At 69.7% G+C, this 23,263-nt stretch carries 19 protein-coding genes and 1 pseudogene; 6 read left to right on the top strand and 14 right to left on the bottom strand.

Features of this window, described 5'->3' with window-relative positions; translation table 11 throughout:
* Nucleotides 1-26 precede the first annotated feature (26 nt).
* The 5 genes and pseudogenes from ACZ66S_RS38210 to ACZ66S_RS38190 form a co-directional block, all read right to left on the bottom strand.
* The gene (locus ACZ66S_RS38210; RefSeq protein WP_469906182.1) at nt 27-269 is read right to left on the bottom strand and encodes a DUF6411 family protein; all 243 of its coding nucleotides are present in this window, start codon (nt 267-269) and stop codon (nt 27-29) included.
* Nucleotides 270-393: 124 nt separating this feature from the next.
* A complete protein-coding gene (locus ACZ66S_RS38205) occupies nt 394-2,157 on the bottom strand; it encodes a thiamine pyrophosphate-dependent enzyme (RefSeq protein WP_469906181.1) in 1,764 nt (587 codons plus the stop codon).
* A gap of 49 nt (nt 2,158-2,206) precedes the next feature.
* A complete protein-coding gene (locus ACZ66S_RS38200; RefSeq protein ID WP_469906180.1) occupies nt 2,207-3,790 on the bottom strand; it encodes an FMN-binding glutamate synthase family protein in 1,584 nt (527 codons plus the stop codon).
* 681 nt (nt 3,791-4,471) lie between these two features.
* Nucleotides 4,472-4,708: a hypothetical protein gene (locus tag ACZ66S_RS38195; RefSeq protein WP_469906179.1), complete on the bottom strand. Its 237-nt coding sequence runs from the start codon at nt 4,706-4,708 to the stop codon at nt 4,472-4,474.
* A 477-nt stretch (nt 4,709-5,185) separates the two neighbouring features.
* Nucleotides 5,186-5,340 (bottom strand): annotated as a pseudogene (locus tag ACZ66S_RS38190) (IS701 family transposase); the annotation flags it as partial.
* A gap of 110 nt (nt 5,341-5,450) precedes the next feature.
* Here ACZ66S_RS38190 and ACZ66S_RS38185 point away from each other — a divergent pair.
* Entirely contained in the window at nt 5,451-5,855 is a 405-nt protein-coding gene (locus ACZ66S_RS38185) for a type II toxin-antitoxin system PemK/MazF family toxin (protein WP_469906237.1), read from the top strand.
* 236 nt (nt 5,856-6,091) lie between these two features.
* The gene (locus tag ACZ66S_RS38180; protein ID WP_469906178.1) at nt 6,092-7,420 is read left to right on the top strand and encodes a HEAT repeat domain-containing protein; all 1,329 of its coding nucleotides are present in this window, start codon (nt 6,092-6,094) and stop codon (nt 7,418-7,420) included.
* A gap of 79 nt (nt 7,421-7,499) precedes the next feature.
* Here ACZ66S_RS38180 and ACZ66S_RS38175 read toward each other — a convergent pair whose 3' ends face one another.
* From ACZ66S_RS38175 to ACZ66S_RS38165, 3 genes are all read right to left on the bottom strand, one after another.
* The gene (locus ACZ66S_RS38175; RefSeq protein ID WP_469906177.1) at nt 7,500-7,877 is read right to left on the bottom strand and encodes a hypothetical protein; all 378 of its coding nucleotides are present in this window, start codon (nt 7,875-7,877) and stop codon (nt 7,500-7,502) included.
* Between the two features lie 46 nt (nt 7,878-7,923).
* Complete coding sequence (locus tag ACZ66S_RS38170) at nt 7,924-8,775, bottom strand: NAD(P)H-binding protein (protein ID WP_469906176.1); 852 nt, start codon at nt 8,773-8,775, stop codon at nt 7,924-7,926.
* 313 nt (nt 8,776-9,088) lie between these two features.
* Nucleotides 9,089-10,558, bottom strand: coding sequence for an MFS transporter (locus tag ACZ66S_RS38165; RefSeq protein WP_469906175.1), 1,470 nt, complete (start codon nt 10,556-10,558; stop codon nt 9,089-9,091).
* 153 nt (nt 10,559-10,711) lie between these two features.
* Between ACZ66S_RS38165 and ACZ66S_RS38160 the strand changes: the two genes are divergently transcribed.
* A complete protein-coding gene (locus ACZ66S_RS38160; protein WP_469906236.1) occupies nt 10,712-11,359 on the top strand; it encodes a TetR/AcrR family transcriptional regulator in 648 nt (215 codons plus the stop codon).
* Between the two features lie 153 nt (nt 11,360-11,512).
* Here the strand turns inward: ACZ66S_RS38160 and ACZ66S_RS38155 are convergent, their stop codons facing one another.
* The gene (locus ACZ66S_RS38155; RefSeq protein ID WP_469906174.1) at nt 11,513-11,911 is read right to left on the bottom strand and encodes a hypothetical protein; all 399 of its coding nucleotides are present in this window, start codon (nt 11,909-11,911) and stop codon (nt 11,513-11,515) included.
* A 633-nt stretch (nt 11,912-12,544) separates the two neighbouring features.
* Here ACZ66S_RS38155 and ACZ66S_RS38150 point away from each other — a divergent pair.
* Nucleotides 12,545-14,308, top strand: coding sequence for a serine/threonine-protein kinase (locus tag ACZ66S_RS38150; RefSeq protein WP_469906173.1), 1,764 nt, complete (start codon nt 12,545-12,547; stop codon nt 14,306-14,308).
* A gap of 55 nt (nt 14,309-14,363) precedes the next feature.
* A complete protein-coding gene (locus ACZ66S_RS38145; RefSeq protein ID WP_469906172.1) occupies nt 14,364-16,355 on the top strand; it encodes an FHA domain-containing protein in 1,992 nt (663 codons plus the stop codon).
* 121 nt (nt 16,356-16,476) lie between these two features.
* On the opposite strand, the gene ACZ66S_RS38140 is transcribed toward ACZ66S_RS38145, so the two are convergent.
* The 5 genes from ACZ66S_RS38140 to ACZ66S_RS38120 all read right to left on the bottom strand — a co-directional run bounded on the left by ACZ66S_RS38140 (nt 16,477) and on the right by ACZ66S_RS38120 (nt 22,245).
* Entirely contained in the window at nt 16,477-17,106 is a 630-nt protein-coding gene (locus tag ACZ66S_RS38140; RefSeq protein ID WP_469906171.1) for a hypothetical protein, read from the bottom strand.
* 268 nt (nt 17,107-17,374) lie between these two features.
* On the bottom strand, nt 17,375-18,592 hold the full coding sequence (locus ACZ66S_RS38135; RefSeq protein WP_469906170.1) for an XdhC family protein: 1,218 nt from the start codon (nt 18,590-18,592) through the stop codon (nt 17,375-17,377).
* Nucleotides 18,585-20,702, bottom strand: coding sequence for a xanthine dehydrogenase family protein molybdopterin-binding subunit (locus ACZ66S_RS38130; RefSeq protein ID WP_469906169.1), 2,118 nt, complete (start codon nt 20,700-20,702; stop codon nt 18,585-18,587). The genes ACZ66S_RS38135 and ACZ66S_RS38130 overlap by 8 nt, the downstream gene beginning before the upstream one ends.
* Nucleotides 20,699-21,691 (bottom strand): FAD binding domain-containing protein, encoded by a 993-nt coding sequence (locus ACZ66S_RS38125; protein ID WP_469906168.1) that lies wholly within the window; start codon nt 21,689-21,691, stop codon nt 20,699-20,701. Before ACZ66S_RS38125 ends, ACZ66S_RS38130 begins: the two co-directional genes overlap by 4 nt.
* Entirely contained in the window at nt 21,688-22,245 is a 558-nt protein-coding gene (locus ACZ66S_RS38120; protein ID WP_469906167.1) for a (2Fe-2S)-binding protein, read from the bottom strand. Before ACZ66S_RS38120 ends, ACZ66S_RS38125 begins: the two co-directional genes overlap by 4 nt.
* Nucleotides 22,246-22,400: 155 nt before the next feature.
* Between ACZ66S_RS38120 and ACZ66S_RS38115 the strand changes: the two genes are divergently transcribed.
* The gene (locus tag ACZ66S_RS38115) at nt 22,401-23,000 is read left to right on the top strand and encodes a TetR/AcrR family transcriptional regulator (RefSeq protein ID WP_469906166.1); all 600 of its coding nucleotides are present in this window, start codon (nt 22,401-22,403) and stop codon (nt 22,998-23,000) included.
* Nucleotides 23,001-23,263: the final 263 nt, after the last annotated feature.

Genomic DNA, 23,263 nt, shown 5'->3' with positions numbered 1-23,263 from the left:
CACCCCTCAGAACGCCTCAGAACGCCTCAGAACGGAAGGCGACCTCGCGCCCGGCGGCCGGCGGAGCCGCTGCGGCCGACCGCGCGGGAACTGGAGCGGAAGGGTTTGCTCAGCAGCCGCCCCAGGCCCCCGGGCGCCTTCGCCCCGGCCCGCGAGCCGGCCCCGAGACCACGCTGGGCACCGTTCTGCGGGTGCCGGGAAAGGCGCGGCAGGAGGAAGGCCAGCACGGCCAGGAGGACACATGCGGCGATGACAACGGCGATGACCATCAGGGGCTCCGGGGTCGGTGGGAATCTTCGCTCTTCTCCGCTTCTGCTGGACCGCGTGCCCCGTCCACCCGCAATCACGCCGCACCTGTTCTTCCCGGTCGGTTCACCCACCTCCGGGGAGGTCTCAGCGCGCGCTGTCCTCTCCGTGGCTGCGCACGATCTCCTTGACCTTGGCCACGGCGAAGCCCCAGCCCTGCTCCACGGTCGGCTTGGCCGGCACCGCGATCTCGTCCGGGTTGGTGAGCACGTCGAGCAGCACAGGACCCGGGGTGTCGAAGGCGCGGCGCACGGCCTTCTCCAGGTCGGCCGGGTCGGTCACTCGGATGCCGGGGATGCCCATGGCCGTGGCTACGGCGGCGAAGTCGGGGTTGTCCAGGACGGTGCCGAATTCCGGCAGGCCGACCTGTTCCTGTTCGAGTTTGACCATGCCCAGGCGGCGGTTGTCGAAGACGACGAGCTTCACGGGGAGCTGGTGCGTCTTCAGCGTCATGAGATCGCCGAGGAGCATGCTCAGCCCGCCGTCCCCGCAGAAGGCCACGACCTGCCGCTCGCGGTCCAGGCACTGGGCGCCGAGCGCCTGCGGCATCGCGTTGGCCATCGAGCCGAGGTTGTAGGACCCGATGAGCCGCCGCTCGCCCCGCATCTCCACGAATCGAGAGAGCCACACCGTCGCCATGCCCGTGTCGGAGGTGAAGACGGCGTCGTCGTCGGCGAGCCGGTCCACCACGGCCGCCAGCGCCTCCGGCCGGATGTCGTGGGTGCGGTTGTCGAGCGAGGAACGCACCCGGCCGAGCAGGCCCCTGTCGTGTGCGGGGTCGGCCAGCCGTGCCTGGCCCTCGCGCCAGTGCTCGAAGCGCTCACGTGCCTTCTCCAGGTGCGAGCGGTCCCGCGCACCGTCCGTCCCGGCGGGCGCGGTGGCGAGGTGGCCGAGGAGGTCCCGGACGGTCGCGCCCGTGTCACCGACGAGACCGACGTCGACCGGCACACGCCGCCCGATGTGGGCGGGCTCGGTGTCCACCTGGATGACGGTCTTCCCCTCCGGATACCAGTCCCGGTAGGGGAAATCGGTCCCCAGGAGCAGCAGGGTGTCCGCGTCCTGCAGGGCCGACGCGGCGGCCGGGTTGCCGATCAGCCCGGTCTGGCCGACCTGGAACGGATTGGTGTCGCCCTCGAACCCCTCCTTGGCCTTCAGGGTGAGCACCATGGGCGCAGCCAGCCGGTCAGCGAGAGCCAGCACGTCCTCGCGCGCGGCGCGTGCGCCCCGTCCGACGAGCAGCGTGACCCGCTCCGAGTGGTCCATGAGTTCGGCGGCCCGCCGTACGGCGGATTCCTCGGGTCGGCTGAGCGGAGCGTTCAGGGAGAACCGGGCCGGGCGGTCCGAGGTCAGTTCGCGCTCGCCCAGGTCGCCGGGCACGGTCAGGACGGCCACGCCCTTGCGGCCGAGGGCGTGCCGTACCGCTGTCTCGAGCATCTGCGGCAGTTGGTCGGGAGAGGTGATGGTCGCGCGGAAGACGGCGACGTCGCTGAAGAGCGCGTCGTTGTCGACTTCCTGGAAGTAGTCGGTACCGAGTTCGGCGAGCGGTACCTGCCCGGCGATCGCCAGGACGGGGGTGTGGCTCTTGGCCGCGTCGTACAGTCCGTTGAGCAGGTGGACGGAACCGGGTCCGACCGTGCCCATGCAGACACCGAGGGTGCCCGAGAGCTGCGACTGGGCGCTCGCGGCGAACGCCGCCACCTCCTCGTGCCGGCAACCCACCCACTCCAGGTTCTCTGTGGTGCGAATGGCGTCCGTCAGGGGGTTCAGTGCGTCTCCCACGACGCCGAACACTTGGTGCACGCCGAGTTCGCTCAGTGCGTCCACGATGACGCGGGCGACGGTGCGGGCCACGTGAGTCCTCCGGTTTTTCAGTATGTGGATAGGTCGGGATCGGCGGCGGTCAGACGGTGAATCGGTCGGGATCCGCGGCGGTCCAGTCGACCGCCCAGGCGGCGGGCGGCTCGGCGAGCAACTGCCCCGGTTCGAGCCACTCGTACAACTCCTCGTAGGAGCGCTCCGTGTAGGGATCGATGCGCCGGCGCAGCATGTGCGGACGCAGGTCAGCGGGATCGGTGACGCCCATGGACGCCATGAGCTGCAGGGCGCTGGCCACGGTCGCTTCCTGGAAGCGCTGGACGCGCGGCGTCTTGTCCCGCACGTCCAGGGCGCGGGCGCGTCGGGGGTCCTGGGTCGTCACCCCGGTGGGGCAGGTGTTGGTGTGGCAGCGCTGGGCCTGGATGCAGCCGACGGCGAACATCATCGCCCGCGCCGCGTTGCCGTAGTCGGCGCCCTGCACCAGGCGTTTCACCAGATCGGTACCCGTGGCGATCTTGCCGCTCGCTCCGATCCTGATCCGGTCGCGCAGGCCCGCGCCGACGAGGGCGTTGTGCACGGTGAGCAGGCCTTCGGTCAGCGGGGTCCCCACGTGGTCGGCGAACTCCAGAGGAGCGGCTCCGGTACCGCCCTCGCCTCCGTCCACGATGATGAAGTCGGGGGCCGTGCCCTCCGCCAGCATGGCCTTGCACACGGCGAGGAACTGTCGGCGCGAGCCCACGCACAGTTTGAATCCGGTCGGCTTGCCGCCGGAGAGCTCGCGCATCCGGGCGATGAAGCGGACGAGTTCGCGCGGGGTGGAGAACACCTTGTGGTACGGCGGCGAGATCACCGTCCGCCCCTCGGGCACGTCCCGTACCTTCGCTATCTCGGCGTTGACCTTCGCCCCCGGCAGGACTCCGCCGATGCCCGGCTTGGCGCCCTGCGAGAGTTTCAGGGACACACACTTGACGTGATCGTGGGCGGCCTTGTCGGCGAACTCGGCGGGGTCGAAGTCGCCGTCCTGGGTACGGCAGCCGAAGTAGCCGGTGCCGATCTCCCAGACCAGGTCCCCACCCGGCTTCAGGTGGTACTCCGACAGCCCGCCCTCCCCCGTGTCGTGGGCGAAACCGCCGGCCGCCGCGCCGCCGTTGAGGGCGAGGATCGCGTTGGACGACAGCGAGCCGAAGCTCATCGCCGAGACGTTCAGCAGTGCCATGTCGTAGGGGCGGGTGCAGTCGGGTCCGCCGATCCGCACCCGCGGAGGCGTCTCCGGCACCGGGCACGGCGCCATCGACGGCACCAGGAACTCGTAGCCGGGCAGATAGACATCCCGTTCGGTGCCGTACGGCTGCTCGGCGTCGGTGCCTTTCGCCCGCTCGTAGACGATGGTGCGGACATCCCGGTCGAAGGGTCGCCCGTCGAAGTTCCGCTCGATGAAGTACTGCTGCAGCTCCGGGCGGATCCGCTCCATAAGGAAGCGGGCGTGGCCCAGAACGGGATAGTTGCGCAGCACCGAATGCCGGCGCTGCAACAGGTCCGCCGCACCCAGCAGACCCAGCAGGGCGAGCGGTACGGCGGCCACCCACCACCAGGGTGAGAGACCTACCGCGGCAACAACCGCCACCATGCCGGCAGCCAGAGCGAGGACGACGATCGCAATGCGTTTCACTTCTCGCTCATTGCCCTGCGTCAGATGTCCAGTCCTGCCCTTTCGTCAAGAAACCTGCAAGACATGACCTACTGGTTCTCCTCTACGTCCCCTCGGCTCGTCGCGCGATCCGCCCGGAATTCCGCGGTCTCCTGTACGGCCCGCCAACGACAGGTCCACATCCACTTCCGCAGCCGCTCACCCAATGACCCCGTCGTCCCCTACCTCGCGGCGTCGTAACAGTCCGGGCCCGGGGAGCCCTGCTCCGGCCTCGGCCCATAGCCGGCTCCCAGGTATGAACGAAGGATCACCGGTAAGGCCGGTGGTACCGACGCAGTCCATGGGCACACCGGGCGCCTTGAAGTCGCGCACCATGCGGTAGACGCCCTGGGTCGTGGTGTCGCTCCAGTGCTCGATGCCTAGGGCGCGCAGGGTGAGCCGCCGCCCGGTCGCGGGGGGTGCGGTAGTGCAACCGGGCCAGGGGGCCGCGCTGGGCGATGACGGGGGTGGCGATGTAGCCGGCCTGGCGTCCAGTTGGCGGGCGACGGCCTCGTGTTCTTTGATGTCGCGGCCCCCGTACGTCGGCGTCCACGACGGCCAGGCGCTTTACACCGACGAATACCACCTGCTGACGCGCCGACCCGCGGCGGATAGCGCAACATGCAGGCCGGGTGCGGCTGGGGCCCGCCCCCTGCGTGCTCGCTACCCGGTGTGGCGGACCGCCTTCTTCACCTCAAGCTCCACGCCGGCCCGCATCGCGCCCTGATCTTTCGCGTGCACGGTGACTGCGTCCTGCACGTCTCGAACGAGGTCGCGCCATGTCTGCCATGCGGTCTCGTAAGCGGGCGGGTCGCCTTTGATACGCAGGGTTTGTACTGTCGCGTGTGCCTCATCGGCGGCGCGTTGTTTCTCCACGAGTTCTTCGAAGGTGTGTGCCACGTAGGGACCCTAAACCCTGGACGACCGGGTCCCTCCCCACGACGTGCGCAGCAGGGAGCTCGCTTCGTCTATCCCTCGGTCGGGCCCTGGTCGCTCGCGAGTACTCCGCACCGGCCCTGTCCGCGCCACCCAAATTGGGACCTATGTTCGAAGGCTTCGACCACGGCTTCGAAGGCTGATCTCGAGGGTGCAGGTGGGGTTTGCCGACGCGATCAGCGGTTGGTCAGCTCTACCGTGGCGGGGTACCACCAGAAGATTCAGTCGAGGAACGCTCGGTCATACTCGCCTCACTCGCCCGGCCCGGTGGCGACCTCTCGCTAAGAGTTGCCTGTTCCGTGCCAGTCCAGGCACATGACTGTCGCGTTGTCCTCCAGGTGGTCGTGGCGCCCCGGCCCTCGGTTGGACGGCGCACTGGTGGGCTCCCCGCCGGTGCGCCGTCCGTGCCGTCGCCGCACGCCCTCAGAGGCGAACCGGAGAATTGGCAGCGCTAAGGTCCGATAACAAGCCGAGTACCAACTCCGGGCGTCCCGGCGTCGGGATTCGACCCGTGTGAAGCGTCCTGCGGACCGGCTCATCAGGCCCTCGAACGCCTCCTGCCAGCAGGCTGGGTCTACGCTGTGATCTGCGGCCACCCGCATGATCGCTTGTCTTCACACGCCGATGGTCAACGGTGGCCGTACCCGTCTCCACACCGCGTCAGGTCGGCCAGCGTCTGCCTGCCGTCCTGTGTATCGGAGGGCTTGTGCAACGTGGCGAAGTCTGGTGGGTCCAGTTCGACGAACGAAGGTTGGTCGTACTGCTGTCGGGAGACGACGCGTCCGGGTTCCAGGTGATGCAGGTCGTCGCTCCGGCGGGCCTCGACATCAGCGGTCTGGGCATCGAAGTGCCGGTCGGAGCCGGTGAGGGGTTGCCGTTCGACGGCGTGTTGCGGCTCGCGTTCCCGCGTCCGGGCTTCACCCCGTGCACGTGGCTGACCACCGTGTCCCGGGACGACCTGATGGAGCGGGCGGCTGTCCTGTCTCCCAGGAAGCTCAGCGAGATCGACGATGCCCTTCGACTCGCTGAACAACCGCAGGAACGGACCCCCGCAACGACCGCGAAGCTCAGCGAGATGAGGGATGCCCTCCGCCGCGGCGAACTCGGTTAGCCGGAGGAGGAGTCGACGCCCGTGACGGCATGGGCGACCTCGGGCGAGGTGATCCACGCTGGACACCTGTCGCCCCAACACCCCACACCATCGAGACCACGATCTACGGCTGGAGTATGAGTCAGTTCGCAGAAACGGCGGGCAGGACGTCCGGGTGAGGGTCCGTCTCTTCATGGCTCACGACCCAAGTACGGACTGCGGGATCGGTGTCCGTAGTCCCTGCGAGCATACGGATCATGAAGCAATCCGACGATCTCTTGGCAAACTTGGACGACATCGACTGGGCAGCCCTGGGACACGCCTACGGCACCGCCGAGGACGTGCCCGGCCAGCTCCGGGCGGTGTGCGGGCCGGACGTGGACGCCCGGGAAAGCGCCGTCCGCAGCCTGTTCGGCAACATCTTCCACCAGGGCACCCGGTACTCGGCCTCTCCGTACGCCGTGCCGTTCCTCGCCCGGATCGCCGTCGCAGGCCCGGTCGGCGCCCGAGTCGACGCCCTGCATCTGCTGACCCGTCTGGCCGTCGACTGGCACGACGAGTACGACCTCCCGCTCGGCATCGACACCGCCGCGTGGCGCGCCGCGGCCATCAGCCCCGAAGAGACCATGCGCTGGTACGACGAGCAACTCGCCGCCGAGACCGACGAGGAGAGGCTGAAGAGCTTGCGCGAGGGGCGCGCGTACTGTGCGGCCGGGCACCCCGTCGACTCCCGCGAGGGCGCACTGCGCTCCTACGACGCGGTCCGCGCCCAGCTTCCCGTGCTGCTCGAACTGCTCGGCGACCCGGTCCCGGAGATCCGCACGGAGACCGCGTACCTCCTCGGCTGGTTCCCCGAGGAGGCCGACGCCACCCTGCTCCCTCTGCTGGCCTGCCTCGACAGCGAGCGGGACCCGGTGTGCATCGCTACGGTCCTTGTCGCGGTCGGGCTGCTCGCCGACCACGATCCGGGCGGCCGGCTCCGGTACCACCTCGACCACGTGCACCCGTTGCCGCGCTGGGCCGCCGCCACTGCTCTGACCCGCCTGCTGGTCGCGCACCCGGCTGCCGCGCCCGGCCTGCCGTCGGTGCAGCGCATCGCCGCCGAGCTGGCAGCCTTCGGCGCCAGACCCTCCCCCGAGCCCGCCACCGAGCACCACGACGGCGACCTGCACAGCTACACCGTCCGCAGCCTGCTCCACCTGATGGGCGCCGCCGAGGACCCGGACGATGTCCTCCTGGAGATCGTCCGCGCCCTGCCTCATATCGAGCAGACGGCATACGTGCCCCGACCGCTGGCGGTCCGCGCCGAGGAACTACTGAAAGCCCTGTTCGACCCTCGCGACGCCCCACCGGTGTTCGCCGAACTCTCCCCCGGACGCCGGGAGTTGCTGAAAGCCCTGGCCGAGCTGCTGCCCGCCGAGGACTTCCAGTCCATGCCGTTCGGCTCCGACCTCCACGAGCGGTTCACCCAGTACGGCCTTCCCGGTACCCACCCCGCCCTACGCGTCTACGTCGGACTGCCCACCGAGGGCGAGGACCCCAGCGTCCCCCTCCCCGACCCCTGGGAAGGATTCCGCGACCACTGAGCGCACTGCCCGTCACCACGACCAGCTCAAGCAGGCCGGCACGGACGACGGCGCCGTCCAGGGTGTGCTCATCAAAGCGTTAGCGCACGCTTGCCGTGGCCGACAGCACGGGGAACAACGGGGCGGGGTCCAGGCCCCGGCCCCGGTCGGCAGCCAGCCGGGCTGCCTTCCCGCCCAACAGGCGCTGCACCGTGGCGGCCGGCACGGCGGCGAGCAGGCCCGCGCAGTGGGCGCCGTATTCACGTAGTGCGGCCGCACGAAGGGAGCCGAGGCCGTGCAGGACCTCGGCGGGCAGCGGCCCGAGCCAGCCCACGAACTCCTCGGGAGCGATCGCAAGGACCCCGCCAGGCCGCGGGAGCTGACCGGAGGCAGTGGCGGCGACCGTGTTGTTGGAGGGGCCGACACCGGCGCCGACGTCGGCGCCTTGTGCTGTCACCGCATAGGTTCGCCGGCTCATCGGCCACTCCGGCTCCCATGCAACATCATCGCGCAGGCCCGGAATGTCACTCTGCGGCAGGATGGGCGGCTGGTGGGACGGGTTGGGTGAGGATTGCGGTGACGGCCTCATCGAGGGTGACGGCTGGGTGACCGAGGACATGCTGGAGATCGTCGGTCTGTCGCTCCAGTGCGCCGGCACGGACCTGGTCCTCAAGCCAGCCCTGGGCACCGGGCGCGCGGCCGTGCCGGTCTCGGTGGACGACGGTCCTGCCGGAGATTCGGCTGAGTGCGTGGGCGAGCTGGCTGTAGGTCCACAGGTTGCCGGTGAAGTCGTAGGCGCGGCCGAGGTGGCAGTCCTCCGTGAGGACGCGGGCGGCGGCCTCGGCGAGTTCGCTGCGGAAAGCGGTGTTGATGCCACGCCCGCCGGTGCCGCTGGCCAGTTCACCCGAGGTGACGGCGGCGCGCAGGCCCGCGTTGAGGAATGCCTCGCTGTAGTAGGGGTGGCGCAACAGCGTGTGGCGCAGCCCGCTTGCGCGCAGAGTGCGCTCCGTGACGTGATGAGCTGCGGTGACACCGTGGGCCTGAGTATCGGCACCCAGAAAACTGGTGTAGATGATCGCCCCGACTCCGGCGGTGCGGGCCGCGTCGATGGCTGACTGGTGCTGGCCGGCGCGGCGGGAGGGTTCCAGCTCCGGAGAGGAGATCAACAGCAGCCGGTCGGCTCCCTTGAACGCGGTGCGCAGCGTCGCCGGGTCGTCGTAGTCACCGAGGCGGACACGGACCCCGCGAGCGGCGAGATCCGCGACCCCCTCGGGATTGCGGACCGCGGCAACGATGCGATCAGCGGGGCACAGGGCCAGCAACTGGTCGATGACCAGTCGGCCGAAAGCCCCCGAAGCGGCCGACACAACAATCATCCACAACTCCCTCACCGTGGTGTAGCCGTCGCCGACACTGCGGTTCGTGACCACTCGGTCCGGACGTCCGGCTCACCATCAACGAACAGCGAACCGCGCGTCAAAGCCTTTTCCAGGCCTCAGGATCCTGAGCCTCGACAGCAACCAATCACCTGCTCGTGCTGTGACCCATTAGATTCGCCGGGTTGTGTTCAGGCCGCTGAGGCGAGGGACGTAATGTCTCAGGCTGCGGCGGCGTTCATGATCCAGCCGAGTGACCGCTCGACGCTCCAACGCCGGATCGGCACCTGCGTCAACAGGCTCGCTCGTGTGTTCAGTTGGCCTCCTGATCAGGGTGCTCCTCGACGGAGTGGGAGTCGGTGAGGCTCAGTGCACCGCCTGCCGCGATCAGTCCTACGACGATGGCGAGCAGCGCGTACGTCACGCGTTCGCCGTGGAAGAACGACGCGACGAGGCCGCTGCTCCAGGTACCGGCGGGGAGTTGGGTGGTGACCAGGGCGGCGATCAGGGTGCCGACGACCGCGGTGCCGACGCTGGAACCGACTTCCTGGGCGGTGTCGTTGAGGGCGGCGCCGATGGAGGTGCGGTTGCTCGGCATCGCGTCGACGAGGGCGACCGCGCAGATCGTCATCACGGTGCGCAGTCCTACGGTCATGAGGACCATGCAGACGGCGATGGCGGCGTACCCGTGGTCGACGGCCCAGGAAAGGCCGGCCAGGGATCCGGCCAGGCAGGCGGCGCCCACCAGGCACGCGATGCGGTGGCCGAAGCGGCGGGCGAGCCACTCGGACAGGGGCGTGGCGGCCAGCATCGTCACGATGATCGGCAGGTTGGCGAGGCCGGCCCGGACCGGGCTCCAGCCGTAGGCGTACTGGAAGTGGAGGATCAGCCCGAACATCACACTGGCCATCGCGATGGACGTACCGATCTGGGCGATGGCGGCGCCCCGGACCGTGCCGTTGGAGAACAGCTTCAGGTCGAGCATGGGGGCCTTGCTGCGGCGCTCGTGGCGGACGAACGCGACCGCCGACGCGAGGGCGCCGCCGATCGACGCGAGGGTGACGGCGGAGAGCCACCCGTGCTCGACACCGCTGGTCAGGGAGTAGCAGGCGAATCCGATGGCGGCGACGCTGAGAACGGCGCCGGGTATGTCGAGGGTGTCCTTGGTGAGGTCTTCGGGCCGGTCGGCGGGGACGCCGAGCCGGACGCCGATGCAGGCGATCACGGCGATGGGGGCGTTCACGACGAGCAGCCACTCCCAGCGGACATGGGCCAGGGCGGTGCCGCCGAGCAGGGGCCCGAGAACGAACCCGGACATGCCCACGATGATCATCACAGTCATGGCCCGCATCCGCAGGTCCTTGTCGTCGAACAGACGGAAGACCAGTGAGTTCGTGATCGGGGCCATCGCCGCGGCGGCTATGCCCAGGGCGGCTCGCAGGGCGATGAGCTGGCCTGCTGTGGTGACGAGGACGACGCACAGGCTGAGCGAGCCGAAGACGGCGAGCCCGATGAGCAGGACGCGGCGTCGCCCGAGCCGGTCGGCCATGGATCCGGCGGTGAGCAGCAGTCCGCCGAAGGTCAGGGAGTAGGCACCGGTGACCCATTGCAGCGCGGTCGTCCCGCTCCCGAGATCGCGGCCGATGGTCGGCAGGGCGATCGACAGCAGCGTGTTGTCGACCATCTCGACGAAGAAGGCCAGGCAGAGGGCGGCGAGGGGAATCCAGGCGGCGCGTAGGGACGGATAGGTGCGTGCGGGTGAATGCAAGGTCGCGGTGGTCATGACGAGCCCCGATCGAACAGCGTTTGGTTATCGAACAACGTACGATGCGGTACGATAGAACAACGTTCGATGCGATGCAAGACGCGAAGGGATCAAGCCGTGACACGCCAGCAGAGCCGCTCCGCCGGGGGACGCCGCCGGGCTTCGCACTCCATGGAGTCGGTCCTGGCCGAGGCCGTGGCCCTGCTCGACGAGGCGGGAGCCCCGGCCCTGACCTTCCGGGCGCTGGCCCAGCGTCTGGGCGGCGGCGTCGCCAGCATCTACTGGTACGTCGCCAACAAGGACGAGCTGCTCGACCGGGCCGCCGACCACGCCATGGGCCCCGTCCTGGCCGACGTCGAGAAGCTCCCCCGCAGCGACGACCCGATCGACGATCTCCGCGTCATGGCCATCACCCTGTTCGACGCGATCGTTCAACGCCCCTGGCTGAGTTCGTACTTCATGCGCAACACCAGCATCCAGACCCACACATTGGGCCTGTACGAGAAGCTCGGCCAGCAGACCCTCCGCATGAACCTCACCGCGTCCCAGCGGTTCCACGCCGTGTCCGCCATCGTCGGAGTCGTCATCGGCTCAGCCGTCGACCTCGGCCAGGAACCCACCCAGGAGATGCTCGACGGCAACGTGGACCGCGACGAATACCTCCACCACGTCGCCCAGGACTGGCGGGACCTCGACCCTCAGGAGTTCCCGTTCGTGCACGAGATCGTCGACGAGTTCGACGGCCACGACGACGTCGACCAGTTCCGCTCCGCCCTGGAACTGACCCTGACGGGGCTGCGCCTGCAAGCCGGGGCGTAAGGCTCCTGCGGTCGACATGCGCTGCTGGGCGAAAAAGCACTCGTCACCGCGACGTCCTGGCCACCCAATGCGAGGAACGCGCCCGCGTCCGAAGCGAGAAGGACATCCACAGGGCAACGCCCGTTCACGACGGCAGCCTGACGTTCCGACGGTTCAGACCACCAGCGCCGCCTGCAGCGCACGGAATGTCTCACGCAGTTCCAACCTGGCGATCGGGTCGATCTCCATCTGCAAATGGCACGCATCGTCGTTGCCGTTGGGCGTGAGGCGCACGAAAAAGGCCAAACCGTCCCCTACCGGCTCCGCCTTCAACATCAGCGGATTGTTCCGCCCAGAGGTCACCGCCGCCGAGAAGCGTCCAGTCGACGGCGTGCGCAGGTGAGAGAGCACGCGGGCCACGAAGTCCATCACCTCCGCAGTGCTGAGATCCGCGGTGAAGTCAGCGGTCAGACATGAGGACCAATCTGCGGTTATCTGCCAACTGTCTGCACCGGTCCGAGCCAGTTCCAGCCACACGTCATCGTTGCCGAGCCGTATCCGCTGCTCTTCCATCGTCGCCCTCCGACATCCATGCTTCTGGACGCAAGATCGTATGGGGCGGATCTCCAGCGTTGCACCGACCCGCGAACCCGGTGAACCCATGCGGTCAAAGCACTAGCGGCGGACGAAGCGCCCGCGATGCCCGGCGCAGTCGTTGTCGCTCAGGCGGTGACAGGTAGGTCGAGGTAGCGGGCGACCGCACTGCCGATCCGGAACACGAGGCCCCGCCGCAGTCGCGCCGCGCTGGAGGTGCCCGGCCGTGCTGGTCGCATATGCCCTGTCCAGGCCGGGGACCACCGCGAAAACCCTCGACGCCATCTGCCTCGACCACCTCGCCGAAACCACAGTCCAGAAGGGCCGAGGAGCAGGCGGAGATCGCGAGGAGCTGTTGCCGCCTCTCCGCTGAGCCTGCTCGCCCGCGTGGTGTTGCGCTCGCAGTGACCGGTGCCAGGTGGTCTCGGAGTGCGCTCTTGGCGGCGGCAGGGTTTTCGCGCACGCTTGCGTGGCGGGCCTGGGGTGGCGAGGGGCCAGCGGCTGCCTGAGCGGGGTGCAGGGAGTGATGTGCCGTGGCTGGGTCGCCGTCGGTTCACGAGTGTCACAGTGCTGTCCGGTTTGTTTCTGTCCGGCTCTCACGCTGCGCATTTAGTGATCATCGCCGTATTCATCATACTGAGCCCTGCAGGCGGCGGAACAAGGGAGTTGACCCTCATGCACAACCTGGACGAGGCCCCATCGGACGCGGGCGACGCACGGCTGGTGGCCGGCAGATACCAACTGCTGTCCGTGCTCGGCGAGGGGGGTATGGGCACCGTGTGGCGAGCCCGCGACCAAGTGCTCCACCGCGATGTCGCGGTCAAGGAGGTTCGCGCCTCCCTCGACCTGCCCGTCGAACGCAGCAAGCAATTGCACGTCCGGTTGGAACGGGAGGCGTGGGCGGCAGCACGGGTCAACGCCCCTGGCGTCGTGACCGTCCACGACGTGGTGAACTTCGACGACCGACCGTGGATCGTCATGGAACTCGTCCGCGGCCGCTCCCTCGCAGACGTCATCGCCTCTGAGGGAGCCCTGGCGCCCAAGGACGTCGCGCGCACCGGCGTGGAGGTACTCGCGGCTCTTCGTGCGGCCCACAGCGCCGGCGTGCTGCACCGCGACGTGAAGCCGGCCAACGTGCTCCTGGCCGATGACGGCCGCGTGGTCCTGACCGATTTCGGCATAGCCAGCGTGGAAGGCAGCACCGCGCTCACGATGACGGGTGAGGTCGTCGGTTCGCCCGAATATCTCGCGCCCGAGAGGGCGTTGGGACAAACACCGGGCGCCGCTTCCGATCTCTGGTCGCTCGGCGCGCTCCTCTACACGGCCGTACAGGGGCGTTCGCCGTTCCGTCGGACCAGCGCCCTGTCGACGCTGCGTGCCGTCGTCGACGACGAACTGCCGACGCCGCACCGGGCCGGACCACTCACGGCGGTCATCGAGGGACTCATGCGCAAGGATCCGGAGGAGCGCATGGGGCCTGAGGAAGCCATGCGTGCTCTCACCCATGCCACGCAGGCGTTGACGGCCTCGCCCGAGGCGGAAGCAGCCACGGCTGCGACTACTCCTTTGGCCGCGACTACGGCTTCGGCCTCGACCTCGGCCTCGGCGACGGAGGGCATCACGGCCGAGCTCACCTCGGCCGTCACTGCCGGCACCGCCGAGGAGAACACTCCGGCCGACGAAACCGTGTCGGCGACCGCCGCGACACCGCCGCCCGTGGCCCCAGCTCCGGCTCCGGCCCCGGCCCCGGCTCCGGCCCCGCTGGGCACGTTCGGCCCTCCCCCGAACACCGCAGCCTTCCGGCCCGGCTCGGCCCCACCGGCCGCACCGGTCCCCTCCGCCATCGTCCATGACACCGGTCACTCGCCCGTCCCTGCCGCGCCCGGCCGTCGCAAAGCTCCTCTGGTGTGGGCGGCCGCCGTCGTCCTGGTCGTGGCCGGGGGCGCAGGCCTCGGCTACGCGCTCATGCATCAGAACGACAACACTGCCGCCAAGGACGGCGAAACCACCAGCGCCGACAATGCGTCCCAGCCGGTATCGGTGGCCGTCACCGGCAAGGCCACCACGTTCGACGGGAGTTGCCCGGGCGGAGACGGCCAGGCGCCCTGGTTCACCGCGACGTTCAAGACGGACCGGGCGCCGGTGCAGTTCTCGTACCGATGGGTGTCGGACAACGGCGCGGTGGTGGACCGCCAGTGGCGGACCCTGTCCTTCCGTGAAGGTGACCCGACGAGCAAGACGGAGACGGTGCGGCTGTCGACGTGGGCGCAGGAGGGGACTTTGACGAGCGCGATGGCCGTGGAGATCAAGTCGCCGTTCGACACGAGGTCCAACTCCGTGCCCTTCAGCATCACCTGCCGACCCACCGGCAACTGACACGGCACCACGTATTTCATCATCGGAACAATCCATATTTTCCTAAGGAGTTGCCGTGCTGTCGGTCATCGTGGGACGCACCGGTCCATTCACCGATCAAAGCGTGGTTCTCGGAGAGACCCCGCTGACGTTCGGCCGCAACAGTGACAACGACGTCATCATCGTCAGTGTCAGTGCTTCCCGCTTCCACGCCGAGATCGTCGCCGAGAACGGCACCTACGTCCTGCACGACCGCGAGAGCAGGAACGGCACCTTCGTAAACGAACAGCGCGTCGAACGGCATGAGTTGTCGCCTGGCGACACCATACGCATCGGCGACGAGACGTTCCTGTTCGAGACGCAGGAAGCCTTGGAGACGGTCATGGACCTCTCCCAGATGGATCTGCCGCGCGCCAATGCGGTGGTGGACCCGGGAGTCCTGCGGGTAACGGTCAGCGGCGGTGGCCCGGTCGGTCTCGCCTTCGCCCTGATGCTGGAGGAGGCGCTGGCCGGACGGGTCGCGATCACTGTCTACGACGGCCGCTGGGTCCGCGCCGGCACCTCGGTCGTCTGGAAGGACGCCGCCCAGGGCAACGTCCGCCGTCAGCAGGTCGTCACCGTGCAGAGCCGGCAGTACTCGGCACTGACGCATGACATGCAGACGGCGATGTTCGGCGACAACCAGCACTTCTCCGAGATGTGGCCGCTGGGACCCGATTCCGTGGACGGACGCCCGCCTCGCAACATCCGCATCGCCTACATCGAGGACCAACTCCTCGAACTGGCCAACCGCAAGCCTGCCATCCGGCTCGTGCCCAAGCGCTTCGACGTCACGGAGCAGGAGCAGCTCATCGCGCGCGACCACGTGCTGGTCATCAGCGAAGGCGGCCGCTCCCGCACCCGTGAACACTTCGCCGACCGCTTCGGCATGCCCGACGCCTCGATCTACTCCCTGGACGGTGAGCACATCCAGGACGTCGTCCTCGGTCTCAAGGTCAAGTCCCGCCTGTCGGACCCGATGAGCGTGCTGCTGACCGTGGCGCAGAACCGGTTCCTGCTCAACTCGCTGCGCGGCGAGGGCTTCCTGAACATGCGCCTCACCCGTGAGGAGGCCCGCAACGTCATCGGAATCGACCCCGTACGGCAGGTCTTCGAGGAGTGCATCGCCGCCCGGCCGTGCCTGATGAGCCGCCACGAGGACAACGAATTCACGTGCCCGACCCACGGCACGCTGTTCCTCCCGGCTCTGCTGCGCAGTTCACCTCTGTGGAAGCGGATTCTGGAAGGGCTGCGGCTGTTCGACGTCCCCGAGGAGGACCTCAGCGCGATCACCTCGTTCCGCCTCGACATGGTCCAGCGCCCCCGGTTCACGGCCCAGCTCACCCGCCCGACCGTGGACCGGCCGGGCACCTACGGGTTCCTCCTGGGGGACGCGGCCAACGCCATCCACTTCTGGCCCGGACGCGGCCTCAACAGCGGCCTCGCCTCAGCCGTCTCACTCGCCCGCTCCCTCAGTCGAGTCTGGCGCGGTCGGCCCCTGCGCGACGCCGACTTCATCCGACACGAAGCGGCCATGTCGATGCTCCAGTACCGGCACAAGAGCCGCGCCTGGAATGCCATGGTCACGACCGACGAACGTGGCACGACCCGAGCGATCAAGGACATCATCGACGCCAGCATGGACGCCACGGCCCCATCGCCGGGAGCTGGCACCGCACAGCACAAGCCCTCCGGGCCGCTCGCGGCACCTGCCGTGGTCTCGGACTCGGCCCCCGCCGACCTGGAGATCCTGCTGGACCGCATGCGGGGCATACGCGAACGACTCGCACCCCGCATGCCTGGCCTGCCCGACGACAACGTTCTCCGGGCCCACCTGTCCACCCTCGCGCCCGCGACCCTGCGGACACTCCAGGAAAGCGGCGCATGGGACACGCTGATCGTCGGCGGCGAGGAAGCTGACATCGACATCTTCTACCAGCAGGACGCCCCGGTCTTCGTCCCCACATCTCCGCAACCGCCGCAGCCGCTCCCCGATCCGCGCACCTCGGCCCTCCTCGGCCCGGCCTGACAACCGCCTGCCTCGACCGCCCCGACTCCCAAGTCACCCGACGCGGGAGTTCGGGCGGCAGGCGAGATGACGCGGCGTCGCGCTGCACCAAGACCAGCCCTTCCCCGGAGAATGAACCCCTCTATCGGCCACTGTCCCGTCTACGCTCGCTGCGCCGCAGGGCGCGACGCTCCTTTCCCGGCAAGGTGGCGGCCAACTCGCCCACCAGGGAGACGTCGTGGCCTGTGTCGTCCCGGCTGCCCCGGCACCACCACACCACCGGGTCCGACGCGTCCGCCCCGTCCCCGCACCAGTCGTCTGCGGTCCCTGCGGGACGAACGTGCACCCCGATCTTGTGCTCCCGGCAGACGGGCCACACCTGCCAGAGCAGCTCCATGACGGTCTCCTGTGCCGCTTCCGCGACCAGCGTCAGGGCCGTCATCGCATCGTCCGGCTCCGGCAGGTCGCCTTCCTCCAGGTCGACCGCGTTCACCGCATTGCCCTGCCAACGGCCGTCCGGCATCGCCACATGAACCAGTCCCCTGTCGATCCCGCTCGCGGGCAGCGGCTGCCAGGACGGGGCGAGCATCAGAATCAGCGCGTCCTGACCGGGGAGGGTGGCCTTCACGTCGCGATTGACCACAGCGAGCGCGGCCTCGAACTTCGGCCACTCACCGGGCTCGGCCGGCCTGGGCTCCGACAGATCCGTCCGGTCACGATCAGGACCGATGTGGTCAAACGAGAAGATGTTCACCAAGGCATTCTCAGCCACGCGGAGTGCGGATCAGCCCTTGTAGCCCGGCAGGTTCTCCGTGGAGACGATCCAGCCGCCCCGGCGGAGCCGGCGCGCTGAATCCCATCGCCCGATCCCTGAGCAGCCGTGATGAGCACCTCGCCGTCTCGGCGGACACCGAGCCGTGCGCTCAGTACACGTCCCCCGCTCCGGAGACGGCGACCGCAGGACCCCGCGTCGACCGTGGCGCCGTCGGGTCTGCCCGGCCCCGACGGTCCACACGTACGACCCAGCGTACGGCCCGCCACTACCGCAAGCTCGGCATGGACGTTCGCATCGGTGCGGTGCTCCGTGTCCAGGAGCCGGAGTGCATCTTCTCCTCGTGGTGGATGGGTCTGCCCGACCCGGTCAAGGGCGCCCCCGTTCCGCCCCGTTGGGCGGCGATGATCTCCGCCGCGATGGACAGGGCCGTCTCCTCGGGTGTGCGGGCACCGAGATCGAGGCCGATCGGCGACCTCAGCCGGGCCAACTCCCCGTCGGTCAGGCCCGCTTCCCGCAGCCGCCTTTCCCGGTCGGCGTGCGTACGCCGGGAGCCCAGTGCGCCGACGAACGCGGCCGGCATCCGCAGGGCCGCTTCCAGCAGGGGCACGTCGAACTTGGCGTCGTGGGTGAGCACGCACAGCACCGTGCGCGCGTCGGTCGCGGTGCGGCGCAGATAGCGGTGCGGCCAGTCGACGACGACCGCGTCGGCCTCGGGGAAGCGGGTCGTGGTGGCGAAGACGGGGCGGGCATCGCACACGGTGACGTGGTAGCCGAGGAACTTGCCCACCCGTACGAGTGCCGCGGCGAAGTCGATCGCCCCGAAGACGATCAGGCGGGGCGGAGGCACGCTGGACTCGACGAGCAGGGTCAGTCCGCCGGGACAGCGCGAGCCGTCCGCCGACAGCTCGACCGTGCCGGTGCGGCCGGCGTCCAGCATGGCGCGGGCCTCACCGGCCGCCGTACGGTCCAGTTCCCTGTGTCCGCCGAGTCCGCCTTCGTACGAGCTCGCCCGGGACGGCCGGGACGGCTCCCCCACCGCTTCGCCCGGCCGCACCAGCAGGGCCCTGCCGAGAAGATCGGCGGGGCCGCGTACGACCCGGGCGAGGGCTGCCGGCTCGTTCCGGACGGCAGCCGACAGGGCCGACCGCAGCACCGCCCTCCCAGGCGCGTCCGTGCCGACCGGAGTGACCATGATGTCGATGATCCCGCCGCAGGTCAGACCGACCGCGAAGGCGTCCTCGTCGCTGTACCCGAACCGTTCGAGAACCGACTCGCCGTGCTCGAGCGCCTGGACGCAGAGGTCGTACACCGCTCCCTCCACGCAGCCGCCGGACACGGAGCCGATCACCGTGCCCTCGCTGTCGACGGCGAGGGCGGCGCCGGGGCCGCGCGGGGCGCTGCCGCCGACCGCCACGACGGTGGCGACGGCGAACGCGCGGCCCTCCTCCATCCAGCGGTGCAGGTCCTCGGCGAGGTCAAGCACGGACGCCTGCCGTCAGGACGCGGTCGGGGCGGATCGGCAGGTCCCGGTGGCGTACGCCGGTCGCGTGCCAGACCGCGTTGGCGATGGCCGCGGCGGCGCCCACGGTGCCGATCTCGCCGATGCCCTTGATGCCGACCGGGTCGTCGGGGTCCGGGTCGTCGATCCAGTCCGCCTCGATGGCCGGAACGTCGGCGTGGGAGGCGACGTGGTAGCCGGCGAGGTCGGCGCCGTAGTGGCTGCCCAGGGTACGGTCGCGGACCGCCTCCTCGTGCAGGGCCATGGAGATGCCCCAGGTCATGCCGCCGACGAACTGGTTGCGGGCGGTGAGCGGGTTGACGATCCGGCCGGCCGCGAAGATGCCGAGCATGCGGCGCACCCGGACCTCACCGGTGGCGGGGTCGACGGCGACCTCGGCGAACTGGGCGCCGAAGGAGTGCCGTTCCGTCCTGGCGAGGGCGCCGAGGGCCTCCGTGGTGTCGGACCGTACGGTGATCCCCTCCGGCGGGATGTCGGCGCCGAGGGCGAGCCTCTCCCGCAGCTCCTGTGCGGCGGCCATGACCGCCCATGCCCAGGAGCGGGTGCCCATGGAGCCGCCGGCGATGAACGCGGGGCCGAGGTCGCTGTCGCCGATGCGCACCCGGACGCGTTCCGTCTCGGTCTGAAGGGCGTCGGCGGCGATCAGGGTGAGTGCGGTCCGGGCGCCGGTGCCGATGTCGGCGGCGTTGACCCCCACGGTGAAGGTGCCGTCCGCCTCCGCCGTCACGGCCGCGGTGGACGGGCCGGCACCCGCCGGGAAGGATGCGGCCGCCGTGCCGGTGCCGAGCAGCCAGCGTCCCTCGCGGCGCAGGCCGGGACGCGGGTCACGGTCGGCCCAGCCGAACCTGCGGGCGCCTTCCCGGAAACAGCCGATCAGGTTGCGTCCGCTGAACGGCAGCCCGGACACCGGGCCCGCCGCGGGGTCGTTGCGGGCGCGCAGTTCGATCGGGTCGAGACCGCACTTGTCGGCGAGTTCGTCGATCGCCGACTCCAGCGCGAACGATCCCGGTGCCTCGCCCGGCGCGCGCATGTACGTCGGGGTCGGCACGTCGAGGCGGACGAGCCGGTTGGCGGTGTGATGGGCGTCGGCGCCGTACATGGTCCGGGCGGGACCGGCGGCCGATTCGATGAACTCGTGCACGGTGGAGGTGGCGCTGAGGGAACGGTGCTCCAGCGCGCGCAGCCGGCCGTCGGCATCGGCGCCGAGCCGCAGGCGCTGCCGGGTGGGGCTGCGGTAGCCGGTGAGGGAGAACATCTGACGCCGGGTCATGACCACGCGGACCGGGCGCTGCAGCTCGGTCGCGGCCATGACGGCGGCCACCTGGTGTGCGCGGATGCCCTTGCTGCCGAAGCCGCCGCCGACGTGCTCGGAGCGCACCCGGACAGCGGACGGGTCGAGCGAGAACATCTGCGCGAGTTCGCTCGCGACCCAGAAGGTGCCCTGGTTGGAGTCGACGACCTCGAGACGGCCGCCGTCCCAGCGGGCGGTCGCCGCGTGCGGTTCCATCATGGTGTGGTGCTCTTCGGGGGTGGTGTACTCGGCGTCCACGACCACTGTGGAAGCGGCGAGTTCGGCCTCCAGGTCGCCGTTCTCGATCACCGCCGGCCCATGGCTGTCGAGCGCGTACGCGTCGGGGTGATCGCCGGTGAAGTCGACGTCGTGCGGCTCCTGTTCGTAGTGCACGACCAGCGCTTCGGCGGCCTCCCGGGCCCGTTCGGAGGTGTCGGCGACGACCAGCGCCACCGGCCAGCCGGCGTGCGGCACCCGGTCGTGCTGGAAAACGGCCGCGGTCGGGTCCGGAACGCCCAGCATGCCAACGTAGCCCGTCTCGACGCGCGGGGCGTTGCCGTGGTGCAGAACGGCAAGGACGCCGGGCATGGCGAGGACGTCGGCGGTGTCGATGGAGCGGATGCGGCCGCGGGTGACCGTGGACAGCACCAGCCAGCCGTACGCGAGGTCGGCGAACGGGATCTCACCGGCGTAGCGGGCGGCCCCGGTGACCTTGTCGCGGCCCTCCACGCGGGTGTGCGCGGTGCCGACGGCGTTCTTGCGTGCCGTGGGGGTGGTGGTCATCGGGCGGCCTCCTCGGTCAGTTCGGTCAGCACGGCCACGACGAGGTTGCGCATGAGGGTCACCTTGTAGGCGTTGTGCGGCAGCGGTTTCGCCGCGGCGAGTTCGGCGTCCGCGGCGGCGGCGAAGGTCTCGGCGTCGGCAGACGCTCCGGTGAGGACGCGTTCGGCCGCCGTCGCCCGCCACGGCCGGGATGCGACCGCCCCGAAGGCGAGGCGTACGTCGTGTACGACGCCGTCCCGGACGTCGAGCGCGGCGGCGACGGAGCCGATGGCGAAGGCGTACGAGGCCCGCTCGCGCACCTTGCGGTAGCGGGATCGGGCGGCCACCGGAGCGGGCGGCAGGGTGACGCCGGTGATCAGCGCGCCTGGCGGCAGGGCGGTCTCGCGGTGCGGGGTGTCACCGACCGGGAGGTAGAAGTCGGCGAGGGGCAGTGCGCCGGGGCCGTCGGCGGTCTCGTACGACACGACCGCGTCGAAGGCGGTCAGCGCGACGCCCATGTCCGAGGGGTGGATGGCCACGCAGTGCTCGGAGGCACCGAGGATGGCGTGGTTGTGGTGCTCGCCCTCGATCGCGGGGCAACCGCTGCCGGGCACACGCTTGTTGCAGGGCTTGGTCACGTCGGTGAAGTAGCCGCAGCGGGTGCGCTGGAGCAGGTTGCCTCCGACGGTGGCCATGTTGCGGAGCTGGCCGGAGGCGCCGGCCAGTACCGCCTGTGCCAACGCCGGGTAGCGGCGGCGGACTTCGGGGTGGGCGGCGAGGTCGCTGTTGGTGACGGTGGCGCCGATGCGCAGACCGCTGTCCGCCGTCACCTCTATGCCGTCCAGGGGCAGTTCGCGGACGTCGACCAGGCGGGTGGGCCGCTCGACGCCCGACTTCATCAGGTCGACGAGGTTGGTGCCGCCGCCGAGGAAGCGGGCGTCGGGGTCGGCGTCCAGCAGGGCCAGGGCCCCGGAGACGTCGAGGGCCCGGTCGTATGCGAACTCCCTCACGCCGCCGCCTCCTTGGCTTTCGCTTCCGCCGCCTGGGCCACGGCCTGGACGATCGACACGTACGCGCCGCAGCGGCACAGGTTCCCGCTCATCCGTTCCCGGATCTCCTCGGCGCTCAGGGGTGGCGGTCCGGCCTCGGGGCGGACGTCGTCGGTGACGGCACTGGGCCAGCCGGCCGCGTGTTCCTCGATGACCGCGATCGCCGAGCAGATCTGGCCGGGGGTGCAGTAGCCGCACTGGTAGCCGTCCAGGTCGAGGAACGCCTGCTGCACCGGGTGCAGTCGGTCGCCCTCGGCCAGGCCCTCGACAGTGGTGATCTCGCGTCCGTCGGCGGCCACGGCGAGTTGCAGACAGGACACCGCCCGGCGTCCGTCGAGCAGTACCGTGCAGGCGCCGCACTGCCCCTGGTCGCAGCCCTTCTTGGTACCGGTCAGGTCGAGGCGCTCGCGCAGGGCGTCGAGCAGGGTGGTGCGGTGGTCGACGGGCAGACTGTGCTTCTCGCCGTTGATGTTCAGGGTGATGTCGCTGGACGTTGACGAGGGGGCTGGGGCCATGTTCAGCCTTCTTTCACGTGTCCCGGACACGTCGGGGCGTCAGTCCGACGCTAGAGTGAGCTCAAGCGGACAGTTGTCCGCTACCGGTCGAACGTAGTGGACACCTGTCCGGTTCTCAAGGACCGCTTTCGGACACAAGCCGGCGAGGAGGACGAGTGCGGCACAGGAACGATCCGCACCTGCGCTCGGACGCGCAACGCAACCGCGAACGCATCCTGGAAGTGGCCCTCATCGAGCTCTCCCGGGCCGCCGACACCCCGCTGAGCACGATCGCCAAGAAGGCGGGCGTCGGCCAGGGCACGTTCTACCGGAACTTCCCCAACCGCGAGACGCTCGTCCTCGAGCTCTACCGCCACGGAGTACAACAGATCGCCGACAGCGCGTCCGAGCTGCTGGAGACCATGGAACCCGACCGCGCGCTGCGGGCGTGGATGGACCACCTCGCCCGGTTCGCGATGACCAAGGCCGGCCTGGCGGAGGCGATCCGCCAGGCCCTGAGCACCTCGTCCGGAAAGGCGGCGAAACCGGGCCACACCCCGGTGACCGACGCTGCCGACCTCCTGCTCCACGCCTGCGAGGAGGCCGGCACGATCCGTCCCGGCATCACGGCCGACGACTTCATGCTGGCCATCGCCGGCCTGTGGCAACTCGCCCCACACGACAACTGGCAGCCACAGGCGACACGCCTGCTGGACATCGTCATGGACGGACTTCGTGCGGGGGCGCCGGGACGCCGGGGGCCGTCTGGCGGGTAAGGCCGACGGTGAGTGCGAGCGCGTCGTGACAGGGTGCGGCCTGGGTGGGGGCATCCCCGCCCGCGCGGGAGCAGCCGCGTCTTGCCCCTATTTTGTGCCCCTGGACCAATCCCCGCGCGCGGTTTGGCCCCATGTAGGAAAACGACAGTGCCTCTGACCTTCACTGGTCCTAGGTCGTGTCCGCAAAGTGCCCGTGTCGTTGGTCTGTTCGTGGTGCGTCGTCATGAGCTGACTGATGAGTCGTGGGCGGTGATCGAGCCGTT

Source organism: Streptomyces sp. NPDC107471, from assembly GCF_055582845.1.
Note: the sequence above shows the minus strand (reverse complement) of the source record. Positions and strands in the feature narration are given on the sequence as shown.

Bases quoted from the DNA above. Each gene is read 5' to 3' on its own strand.
- ACZ66S_RS38210 (WP_469906182.1), bottom strand. From the start codon at position 269: ATGGTCATCGCCGTTGTCATCGCCGCATGTGTCCTCCTGGCCGTGCTG.
- ACZ66S_RS38180 (WP_469906178.1), top strand. From the start codon at position 6,092: ATGAAGCAATCCGACGATCTCTTGGCAAACTTGGACGACATCGACTGG.
- ACZ66S_RS38175 (WP_469906177.1), bottom strand. From the start codon at position 7,877: ATGAGCCGGCGAACCTATGCGGTGACAGCACAAGGCGCCGACGTCGGC.
- ACZ66S_RS38170 (WP_469906176.1), bottom strand. From the start codon at position 8,775: ATGATTGTTGTGTCGGCCGCTTCGGGGGCTTTCGGCCGACTGGTCATC.
- ACZ66S_RS38165 (WP_469906175.1), bottom strand. From the start codon at position 10,558: ATGACCACCGCGACCTTGCATTCACCCGCACGCACCTATCCGTCCCTA.
- ACZ66S_RS38160 (WP_469906236.1), top strand. From the start codon at position 10,712: ATGGAGTCGGTCCTGGCCGAGGCCGTGGCCCTGCTCGACGAGGCGGGA.
- ACZ66S_RS38155 (WP_469906174.1), bottom strand. From the start codon at position 11,911: ATGGAAGAGCAGCGGATACGGCTCGGCAACGATGACGTGTGGCTGGAA.
- ACZ66S_RS38130 (WP_469906169.1), bottom strand. From the start codon at position 20,702: ATGACCACCACCCCCACGGCACGCAAGAACGCCGTCGGCACCGCGCAC.
- ACZ66S_RS38120 (WP_469906167.1), bottom strand. From the start codon at position 22,245: ATGGCCCCAGCCCCCTCGTCAACGTCCAGCGACATCACCCTGAACATC.